Source organism: Pedococcus sp. P2_E5, from assembly GCF_056403895.1.
On the sequence record NZ_JBFUEP010000048.1, the window covers coordinates 24247 to 34940 of the forward strand.

Below are 10694 nucleotides of genomic sequence, written 5' to 3' on the forward strand. Positions count from 1 at the left end.
GCAGTTCGTCAGGTTGAAGTTCGCACGGTCGCAGTGCGGCTGTGTGCAGGGCTCGCGTCGACGGCCTGCCTGGTCACGCCCGCGGTGGCACCTCAGGCCGCCGCGGCGGCACAGCCCGCCCCAGGCGTCCAGGTGACCACCCTGACCACCGGCCTGACCATCCCTTGGGACCTGGCCGTTCTCCCGGACGGGTCGGTGCTGTTCACCGAACGCGGCGGCAGCACGAAGCTGCGCCGAACCAACGGCTCGGTGCAGACCGTCGCGACCAACCAGTCGGACCTGTTCGTCGGATCGGAGTCGGGCCTCATGGGGCTCACCCTGCATCCCTCGTTCGCAACCAACCGCACCTACTACACGTGTCAAGCCTACAAGGGCGCCGGCACCTCACCGGTGGACATCCGCGTGCTGCGCTGGGTCCTCGCTGCCAATGGCACCTCGGCGTCCCGCAGCGGCTCCCCCGTGCTGACCGGCATACCCATCACGACGGGGCAGCACGGCGGGTGCCGGCTGCGCAACGCGCCGGACGGCACGCTCCACATCGGGACCGGTGACGCGATCACCGGGCCGGCCCCACAGAGCCTGACCTCCCTGGGTGGCAAGACGTTGCGGGTCAACCGGAACGGCACGGCACCCACCAACAACCCCTTCTACAGCAGGGGTGGCCGAGCCCGGTTCATCTACACGTACGGGCACCGCAACGTGCAGGGCCTGGCCCTGCGCCCGGGCACCTCCCAGATGTGGAGCGCCGAGCACGGGCCGGACGTCGACGACGAGGTCAACCTGCTGCGCCGCGGTGGCAACTACGGCTGGGACCCGGACGGTGCCACGCACAACTACGACCAGTCGGTCCCGATGACCGACACCGTCACGTACCCTGCGGCGATTCGCGCGATGTGGCGGTCCGGCAGGCCCACGGTCGCCACGAGCGGAGCGACCTTCCTCACTGGGGCGGCCTGGGGTCGGTGGGAAGGCGCCTTGGCCGTCGCCGAGCTGAAGAACGAGGGCGTCCGGGTGCTCTCGATGACGCCCGACGGGCGCGTGATCGGCAACGAGCAGATGAGCCAGCTCGACGACACGATCGGCCGGATCCGCACCGTCCAGAGCGCCACCGGCGGGTCGGTCTACGTCAGCACCAGCAACGGCGGCGGGAATGACCGTATCTCGCGGGTCGACCCGGTCGCGCCGGCCGCCCCGACGTGGTCCCCCGGTCTGGACGTCTCCCCCAGCGGAGTCGCCACGGTGCTGCGCGGATCACAGGTGACGGCCTTCGTGCGTGGGACTGACGACCGCGTCTACTACACCAACCAGGCGGCCGGCGGTGGAGCCTTCAGTGGCTTCACCGCCATCCCCGGCACCATCGCCTCGGCCCCGACAGCGGTGACCTGGGGCGGTTCACGGGTCGACCTGTTCGCCAAGGGCAACAACGGGCACCTCCTGCACACGTACTCCACCGGCGGCGCCTACCACGCGTGGGAGGACGTCGGCGGTGAGCTGACCAGCGCTCCTTCCGCCGCCTCCCTGAGCACCGGCACGATCGACATCGTCGCCCGCACGACCGGAGATGTCCTGTCCCGGATCCGGTGGGACGGCTCTGGCTGGACCCCCTGGACCAAGGTCGGCGGCGTGCTGTCCGCAGCGCCCGCCGCGAGCGCGGACCGCACCGCCGGGACCGTCTCGGTGGTCGTGCGAGGCACCAACGGGCAGCTCTTCCGCGTCGTGCTCTCGGCGACCGGCGTCGCGCGCGGATTCACCAACCTCGGTCGCCTGACGTGGTCAGGGCCAGCGGTGGCCCAGGGCCCCCAGCCCGTCATGGTCAGCCGGAACGGCCAGACGCCGGTGATCATCCAGGCCACCTTCGTCACCGCGATCGGTGGGCTGCTGAGCGGTGCGCCGGCCGTGACCAGCCGCTCCTCCACGAGCTACGTCGTGCTCGGGCGTGGGACCGACAACGCCCTGTACGCCTACGACGGCCGCGGCGGTCACTACACCTGGTCGAAGGTGGGTGGCGTCCTCCGCTGAACACCCCCGCGGGTGGGCGACACCAGACCCTGCGGGTGGGCGACACCAGACCCTGCGGGTGGGCGAGGCCACACCCGGTGGGTGGCAGTGCCGTCGGGGAAACGGGCTAGGCTCCCGCGCATGGCGCCCATTTCCGAGTCGACGACGAAGCCGATCTCCAAGGTTCTCATTGCCAACCGTGGCGAGATCGCCGTTCGCATCGCGCGCGCGTGCGCGGACAGCGGCATCGGTTCCGTTGCGGTCTATGCCGATCCGGACCGCGATGCCCTGCACGTCAAGGTCGCCGACGAGGCCTACGCCCTCGGCGGCACGACCCCCGGTGACTCCTACCTCGTGCAGGAGAAGCTGCTCGAAGTGGCCCGCAAGGCCGGCGCCGACGCCGTCCACCCCGGCTACGGCTTCCTCGCCGAGAACGCCTCCTTCGCCCAGGCCGTCATGGACGCCGGGCTGCGGTGGATCGGCCCCTCCCCCGCCGCCATCGACTCCCTCGGCGACAAGGTCAAGGCACGGCACATCGCCGCCCGCGCCAACGCACCGCTCGTGCCCGGCACCGCTGACCCGGTGGACACCGCGGACGAGATCGTCGCCTTCGCCAAGGAGCACGGCCTCCCGGTGGCCATCAAGGCGGCCTTCGGCGGTGGCGGTCGCGGCCTGAAGGTCGCCCGCACCATCGAGGAGATCCCCGAGCTGTTCGACTCGGCCACCCGTGAGGCGGTCGCGGCGTTCGGTCGCGGCGAGTGCTTCGTGGAGCGCTACCTCGACAAGCCACGCCACGTCGAGACCCAGTGCCTGGCCGACACCCACGGCAACGTCGTCGTCGTCTCGACCCGCGACTGCTCGCTGCAGCGCCGCCACCAGAAGCTCGTCGAGGAGGCCCCCGCGCCCTTCCTGTCCGACGAGCAGAACGCCGAGCTCGTCCGGGCGTCCAAGGCCATCCTGACCGAGGCCGGCTACACCGGCGCCGGGACCTGCGAGTTCCTCGTCGGGCAGGACGGCACCATCTCCTTCCTCGAGGTCAACACCCGGCTGCAGGTCGAGCACCCGGTGACCGAGGAGGTCACCGGCATCGACCTCGTCCGCGAGCAGTTCCGCATCGCGAACGGTGAGGCGCTCGGCTACGACGACCCGGCACCGACCGGCCACTCCTTCGAGTTCCGGATCAACGGCGAGGACGCGGGGCGTGGCTTCCTGCCAGCCCCCGGTGTCGTCGCCGTCTTCGAGCCGCCCTCCGGCCCGGGGGTGCGCCTCGACTCCGGTGTCGTCGCCGGTGACGTCATCGGCGGGGCCTTCGACTCGATGCTGGCCAAGCTCATCGTGACCGGTCACGACCGGCACCAGGCGCTGGAACGCTCGCGTCGCGCCTTGGCCGAGTTCACCGTCGACGGCATGCCCACCGTCCTGCCGTTCCACCGAGTGATCGTGTCCGACCCCGCCTTCGCCCCCGAGGGCGACAAACCGTTCTCGGTGCACACGCGCTGGATCGAGACCGAGTTCGACAACCAGATCGAGGCCTACGCGGGCGTCGTCGCCCAGGCCACCGAGGAGGCCGGCGAGCGCCAGAGCGTCGTCGTGGAGGTCGGCGGCAAGCGGCTCGAAGTCGTCCTGCCGGGCGGACTCTCCCTCGGCGGCGGCTCCGCAGCCGCCAAGAAGAAGGCCCCACGCCGCTCCGGTGGTTCCAAGACCGGCGCCGCCGCGTCCGGCGACTCCCTCACCGCCCCCATGCAGGGCACCATCGTCAAGATCGCCGTCGAGGAGGGCCAGGAAGTAGCCGCCGGCGAGCTCGTCGTCGTCCTCGAGGCGATGAAGATGGAACAGCCGATCAACGCGCACAAGGCCGGCACCATCACCGGCCTGCTCGCCGAGGTCGGCCAGACGGTGACCAACGGCGCCGTGATCGCCGAGATCAAGGACTGACCCACGCGGCATACCCACGACGTAGGGCGTCTCCCGGCCGGGAGGCGCCCTACGTCGTGCCCGGCCCGGCTCAGGCCAGGAAGTCGTCGATGTCGCTGCAGAGGTCGCGTTCGCCGAAGCCACGCAGGCCGTGGTCCATGGTGACCGTCTCGCTGACGATCTCGTCGTCCTCAGGGTCCTGCGGGTCGTTGAGGTCGATGACCAGCGTGAAGCCCCTGATGCCTGCCTCGTGGGCGACCAGCTTGCCGTCGGGGTCGAACACCTTCTCCGAGAAGCGGTCCATGGCGTTGACCGTCAGGGTGCCGTCCTCGTTCAGGGTCAGCTTCTGGTCCCGGCCGTTGAAGGTCACGTCATGCCCGAACGAGACCCCCGTCTCGACGTTGGTGTAGGTCTCCCGAGCCGAGATGTGGAAGGAGAAGTACTCGAGGTCGCCACCCCCCTTGCGGATGGCGGTCTCCGTCACCGTGAGGTTGGCGTCGTAGCGGACGAGGAAGGGCACCTCGCAGAACTCGCCGGGGTGCTCCTCCTGCTCTATGTGGCTCTCCTTCTCGGTGACGTGGTTGCGGAAGACCACGTTGCCCTCGGCCTGCGCAGGAAGGCTCACGGCGAGAACCGTGGCCAGGGCGGCTCCGAGGGCGAACAGCACCCTGCTGCTGCGACGGAAGGTGTTCGGGCGGTTCATGGTTCCTCCTCGCATCCGTGCGGTTGTCTCCCTGCCGCCACCCAGCCTCCCGCCGTTGCACCCTCGCGGCATCGGGGAAAATGCGTAGCGAAGCCTCACCCGAAAAGGCAGCGGCGCCGCCTCCCCGGGTGGGAGACGACGCCGCTCGCGTATGCCGGTTGGCTCAGCTCCGCCCGAAGGGCGGGAGCTCCTTGGTGCCACCGTCGCCCGTGTCGGTCTCGACGTCGGGACCTGGCTCGGGGATGTTGCCGGTGCCGGGCTCGTCGCTCGGGACCTGCACCGGTCCGCTGTCGGGAACCTGCGAGGGATCGAGCGGGCCACCGGGCTGGCCCGGCTGCTGCGGCTCCCCTGGCGTCAGGGGGCCGTCTCCCGAGGCCGGCTCCTGCGGGTCGTCGGTGGACGGCGCGGGGTTGGGGGCCGGCGTCGGCTCGGGCGCGGGGACCGGCTCCGGCTCGGGCACAGGTGCCGGCTCCGGCTCGGGCGCGGGGGCCGGCTCCGGCGCTGGCGCTGGTGTCGGCGTCTCCTCGGGCAGTCCCAGCTGGTCACGCAGGGCGTCCCCGCCCTTGTCGACCTGGTCGGCGTACTTGCCACCGGTCTGCTTGTCGATGATGTCCTCGACCTTGTCGATGGCAGAGTCCGCCTGCTGCGGATTGCCCTTGGCGAGGTCCTTGATCTTGTCGAGCCAACCGCCTGCCATGCTCACGCCCCTCTCATGGGAACTTCAGTGTCGTCACGCCGGAGTCGGCGCATCGCAGCACCCTCAGCGTGGACATTACCCATGAAGGTGGGGGAACTGCCGGACGAGCCCGCAGGTCAGTCGCGTTGGTGCAGCTGCCTGGCGGCCTCGGCCACGGATCCGGACAGTGACGGGTAGACCGTGAAGGTGCCGGCCAGCTGGTCGACGGTCAACCCGTGCTGCACGGCCAGCGTCACCGGGTAGATGAGCTCGGACGCACGCGGGGCCACCACCACACCGCCCACGACGGTGCCGCCGCCCTTGCGTGCGAACAGCTTGACGAAGCCGTCGGTGATGCCCTGCATCTTCGCGCGCGGGTTGGTGGCGAGCGGCAGCATCACCGACGTCGCGTCGACGGTGCCCTCGTCCAGGTCCTTCTGGGAGAACCCGACCGTGGCGATCTCGGGGTCGGTGAAGATGTTGGCCGAGACGGCCCGCAGGTTGAGCGGGGCCACCGCGTCACCCAGCGAGTGCGCCATGGCGATCCGCCCCTGCATCGCGGCCACCGACGCGAGGGGAAGCACCCCGGTGCAGTCGCCCGCGGCATACACCCCTCGCACGGAGGTGCGGGAGACCTTGTCGACGACGACGTGTCCCGACTCGCTCACGGCCACGCCGACGTCCTCGAGGCCGATGCCGGAGGTCTGCGGGATCGAGCCGACCGCGAGCAGCGCGTGGCTGCCCTCGACCTCCCGGCCGTCCTCGAGCCGGACCACCACGCCGGACTCGGTACGCGACACCGAGGCCATCCGCGAGCGCCCGAGCACGTCCATGCCGCGCTTGCGGAACACGTCCTCGATGACGGCGGCCGCGTCGGCGTCCTCCCCGGGCAGCACCCGGTCACGCGACGACACGAGGGTCACGCGGGAACCGAGCCCGAGGTAGGCCTGTGCCAGCTCGGCGCCCGTGACACCGGACCCGACGACGACCAGGTGCTCGGGGAGCTCGGCCAGGGTGTAGATCTGCTGCCAGGTGAGGATGCGTTCGCCGTCGGGCTGGGCGGTCGGCACCACGCGGGGGGTCGCGCCGGTCGCGATGAGCACGACGTCCGCGGTCAGGGTCTGCGTGGTCCCGTCGGCGAGGGCAGCCTCCACGGTGCCCGGTGCCACCAGGCGACCGGTGCCGGCCAGGACGACGACGCCGTCACCCTCGAGCCGCGCCCCGATGTCGCGGGACTGCGCTGCGGCCAGGGCCAGGATCCGACGGTTCACCGCGGTCAGCTCGGCGACCGAGTCGGAGACCTCGTCACCCTCGTGGTCCTCGAGGTGCACCCCGAGGTCGGACGCGGTCTCGAACTGGCTCATGAAGTCGGCCGTCGAGATGAGGGTCTTGGAGGGCACGCAGTCGGTCAGCACGGCGGCACCGCCGACTCCGTCGCGGTCGACCACGGTCACGGTGGCGCCGAGGTGGGCGGCGACGAGCGCGGCCTCGTAGCCACCGGGGCCACCGCCGAGGATCACTACGGAGGCTTTGGTCGCATTCACGAGCCCTATCCAACCATCCGAAGAGCCGTCCCCTCGCAGCGTCGGTAGTCTTCGAGCGTGACTGAGCAACGCAGCCCGTCCACGGGCCATCCCGACCTCGCCGACCCCGCGACGGACCCGTTCGAGGTGGCCAGGGCCGCCGCAGCGGTCATCGCCGAGCGCAGCGGTGTGGCCCGGCACGACGTGGCGCTCGTCCTCGGCTCCGGCTGGGGACAGACCGGTGACCTCATCGGCGAGACGCTCGCCACCATCGACAACGCCGACGTGCCGGGCTTCGCCAAGGCCGCCGTCGCCGGGCACAGCGGCACCATGCGTTCGGTCGCGATCGCCGACACCGGCCGCCGCGCCCTGGTCTACGGCACCCGCACCCACTTCTACGAGGGCAAGGGCGTCCGCGCCGTCGTCCACGCGGTCCGCACCGCGGCAGCGGCAGGCTGCAAGACCATCGTCCTGACCAACGGCTGTGGCGGAATCAACCCCGCCTGGGCGCCCGGCACCCCGGTGCTCATCCGCGACCACCTCAACCTCACCGCGACCTCCCCGATCGAGGGCGCCAACTTCGTCGACCTCACCGACCTCTACTCGCCCCGGCTGCGCGACCTGGCCCGGGCCGTCGACCCAGAGCTCGACGAGGGTGTCTACGTCCAGTTCCGCGGACCGCACTACGAGACCCCTGCCGAGGTGCGGATGGCCAAGGTGCTGGGCGGCGACCTCGTCGGCATGTCCACCACCCTCGAGGCCATCGCCGCCCGCCAGGCCGGGCTCGAGGTCCTCGGCATCTCCCTGGTCACCAACCTCGCAGCGGGGATCAGTGACCAACCCTTGTCCCACGAGGAGGTCATGGAGTCCGGCCAGGCCGCAGCCGAGCGCTGCGCCAAGCTGCTCGCCGCCGTCGTCGCCACCATCTGAGAGACCATCACCGGAGAAGGAGGGCCCCCATGACGTATGCCGCGCGGCACGGCCGCGGAGCCGCCTCACCGTCCGCTTCCGAGGCGCACGCGCAGGAGCTGATCGACGCCGCGCAGGCCTGGGTCGACGACGACCCCGACCACGAGACCCGCGTGGAGCTGGGCGACGTCCTCGCCAAGGCCAAGAAGGGCGACCAGGACGCCGTCGACGACCTCGCAGACCGGTTCTCGGGGATGCTCGAGTTCGGCACCGCCGGCCTGCGCGGCGCCCTCGGCGCCGGTCCCAACCGGATGAACCGCTCCGTGGTGATCCGGGCGGCAGCCGGCCTGACGGCATACGTCCAGGCCCTGAAGCCGGAACCGTTCGTGGTGGTGGGCTACGACGCCCGCAAGAACTCCGACGTCTTCGCGCGCGACACCGCCGCCGTCGTCGTGGGGGCGGGGGGTCGCGCCGCGATCCTTCCCTCGCCGCTGCCGACCCCGGTGCTGGCCTACGCGATCCGCTTCCTGGGCGCCGACGCCGGCGTGATGGTGACTGCCAGCCACAACCCGCCGGAGGACAACGGCTACAAGGTCTACCTCGGCGACGGCTCGCAGATCGTCCCGCCGTCCGACGCCGGCATCGCCGTCCAGATCGCGCGCGTCACCGCCGTCGCGGACGTGCCCCTGGCCAAGGACGGGTGGGAGACGCTCGGTGACGACGTGCTCGCTGCCTACCTCGAGGACGCCGTCACGGTCGTGGCGGCCGACACCCCGCGTGACGTCACCGTCGTGCACACCGCCCTGCACGGAGTCGGGTCCGAGACGGTGGCCAAGGCCTTCGTGCGGGCGGGGTATGCCGCGCCGATCCCCGTCGCGAGCCAGGCGGAGCCCGACCCGATGTTCCCGACGGTGCACTTCCCCAACCCGGAGGAGCCCGGTGCGATGGACGCCGCGCTCGAGCTGGCCGAGCAGACGGGCCCGGACGTCGTCATCGCCAACGACCCCGACGCCGACCGGTGCGCCGTCGCGGTGCCCGGCCCCGGTGGGTGGCGGATGCTGCGCGGCGACGAGGTCGGGGCCCTGCTGGGGGCGCACATCCTGGCCCGGGGTGTGGACGACGACGCGGTCTTCGCCAACTCGATCGTGTCGTCGCGACTGCTCGCGGCGATGGCCAAGGCCGCCGGGGTGCGGCACGAGGAGACGCTCACCGGGTTCAAGTGGATCTCCCGCGTGGAGGGGCTGCGCTACGGCTACGAGGAGGCCCTGGGCTACTGCGTCGACCCGCCCCACGTGCGTGACAAGGACGGCGTCAGCGCAGCCCTCGTGGTGGCCGAGATGACCGCGACCCTCAAGTCGCAGGGGCGGTCGCTGACCGACCTGCTCGACGACCTGGCCGTGGAGCACGGGGTGCACGCCACGGACGCGCTCGCGGTGCGGGTGGCGGACCTGTCCCTGATCGGCACGGTCATGACCCGGCTCCGCGACAACCCGCCCGAGGAGGTCGCCGGCATCCCCGTCTCGCGAGTCGACGACCTGGCCCTGGGCAGCGACGCCCTCCCGCCGACCGACGGGCTGCGGTACTACCTCGAGGACGACTCGCGGATCATCGTGCGACCCTCGGGGACGGAGCCCAAGCTCAAGGTCTATCTCGAGGTCGTCGAACCCGTCGCGAGCGCCGAGACGTTGCGGGAGTCACGAGCCACCGCCGCGAGCCGACTGGGAGACATCAAGGCAGCCATGGAGGGCCTCACCGCCGTCTGACTGGAGAGTGCCCCGCTGGCGCCAGCACTGACCGAGCCGGGTCCGCCGACGGGCGCACTGTGACGCAGAAGCGTCCGGTCGAACCGCCAGCCTGCGTGCGGGCATGCCGGCGGGCCCGCCGGGTGCGGCGGGCTGTGGGGCGGGGTCATGGTCGCCAGGGCGGGGCTGGAGCCGAACCGATCGCCGCGGTTTCCCCCGCGGCGGCTGTCTCCAGCTCGCCCCACACGTCGTAGGACCGGATCGCCGGCGACTCTGCGAAGCCGGAACCCCCGCCCCCGCCGGAGCCGGGTCCTGCGCCGGAGCCAGCCGCTGACCTGTCCGCGAGCCAGTGGTCGTAGGCGCCGGCGGTCAGGTCCCACCGGACCCGCCCGTCGACGAGTTCGGCGTGGTAGCCCTTGCGGTGCACGATCGTGTGGTGCCGCCCGCACAACAGGGCGGCGTTCCCCAGGTCGGTGGCACCGCCGTCGGCCCAGTGCCGCAGATGATGACCGTCGCACCAGGACGCCGGCACCGTGCAGTCCGGGAAGGTGCACCCGCCGTCACGCAGCCACAACGCCCGCAGCTGGGCGGAGGTGAACAACCGGAACCGGCGCCCCAGGTCCAGGACCTGACCGTCCTTGCCCAACACCACCGGCACCACCCCCGCGTCACACGCGACCCGCCGGGCCGTCTCCGGGCCGAGCAGGGTGCCSGCCTSACCCGAGGCGAACACGGTCGCGGCGTTCGACCGGGCCACCAGGTCCTCCAGGGTCACGGTCACGAACAGCTCCGCCTTGGGGGTGGTGGCCACCCCGTCSGCCGAGGCGACCCCGCGSCGSACCACCTCCAGCAGGGCGTCCATCCGACGCTGCCCCGASGGCCGCCGGTCCGGCTCACCATCGCCCGGGCGCGGCGCCGACAGCCCCTGCACCGCGGCCTCGATCGTCGCCTTCGCCTCGGCGTCCACCACCATCGTGTACTCGAACAACCCGATCCCCTCCGCCARCGGCTGGGACAGGCTGCGGTGTTCCTGGGCCCGGTCCTGCTCGGCCTGGAACTCCCCCTCGGCGCCGTACCTGGCGACCAGCCGCTCCCGCAAACCGCGCACATCCGTGGGCCGCCCCCACGACGCCACCTCGACCAGCCCGTCCAGCACCGGCCCSTCCGCMCCCACCGCCAGCCGCGGGCTCAGCCGCTCGAACTCCTCGACCACCACCGCCGCCGTGACC

Annotated in this window: 8 protein-coding genes; 4 read left to right on the forward strand and 4 right to left on the reverse strand. The window is 71.7% G+C overall.

What is annotated here, in order from left to right:
* The first annotated feature begins 132 nt into the window (after positions 1–132).
* The gene (locus AC1DVZ_RS15830; RefSeq protein ID WP_477619164.1) at positions 133–2019 is read left to right on the forward strand and encodes a PQQ-dependent sugar dehydrogenase; all 1887 of its coding nucleotides are present in this window, start codon (positions 133–135) and stop codon (positions 2017–2019) included.
* A gap of 120 nt (positions 2020–2139) precedes the next feature.
* Entirely contained in the window at positions 2140–3933 is a 1794-nt protein-coding gene (locus AC1DVZ_RS15835) for an acetyl/propionyl/methylcrotonyl-CoA carboxylase subunit alpha (RefSeq protein ID WP_477619165.1), read from the forward strand.
* 70 nt (positions 3934–4003) lie between these two features.
* Here the strand turns inward: AC1DVZ_RS15835 and AC1DVZ_RS15840 are convergent, their stop codons facing one another.
* From AC1DVZ_RS15840 to AC1DVZ_RS15850, 3 genes are all read right to left on the reverse strand, one after another.
* Positions 4004–4615 (reverse strand): hypothetical protein, encoded by a 612-nt coding sequence (locus AC1DVZ_RS15840; RefSeq protein ID WP_477619166.1) that lies wholly within the window; start codon positions 4613–4615, stop codon positions 4004–4006.
* 163 nt (positions 4616–4778) lie between these two features.
* Positions 4779–5312 carry an antitoxin gene (locus AC1DVZ_RS15845; protein WP_477619167.1) on the reverse strand — a complete coding sequence of 178 codons (534 nt, stop codon included), beginning with the start codon at positions 5310–5312 and terminating at the stop codon, positions 4779–4781.
* A gap of 116 nt (positions 5313–5428) precedes the next feature.
* Positions 5429–6835 (reverse strand): NAD(P)H-quinone dehydrogenase, encoded by a 1407-nt coding sequence (locus AC1DVZ_RS15850; RefSeq protein WP_477619168.1) that lies wholly within the window; start codon positions 6833–6835, stop codon positions 5429–5431.
* A gap of 57 nt (positions 6836–6892) precedes the next feature.
* On the opposite strand from AC1DVZ_RS15850, the gene AC1DVZ_RS15855 reads away from it, so the two are divergent.
* Together AC1DVZ_RS15855 and AC1DVZ_RS15860 are read left to right on the forward strand one after the other, a co-directional pair.
* On the forward strand, positions 6893–7744 hold the full coding sequence (locus tag AC1DVZ_RS15855) for a purine-nucleoside phosphorylase (RefSeq protein WP_477619169.1): 852 nt from the start codon (positions 6893–6895) through the stop codon (positions 7742–7744).
* A gap of 29 nt (positions 7745–7773) precedes the next feature.
* Positions 7774–9486 (forward strand): phospho-sugar mutase, encoded by a 1713-nt coding sequence (locus AC1DVZ_RS15860; RefSeq protein WP_477619170.1) that lies wholly within the window; start codon positions 7774–7776, stop codon positions 9484–9486.
* A 145-nt stretch (positions 9487–9631) separates the two neighbouring features.
* On the opposite strand, the gene AC1DVZ_RS15865 is transcribed toward AC1DVZ_RS15860, so the two are convergent.
* Positions 9632–10694, reverse strand: a 1063-nt coding sequence (locus AC1DVZ_RS15865) for an HNH endonuclease signature motif containing protein (protein WP_477619171.1), incomplete at its 5' end; no start/stop codon positions are given.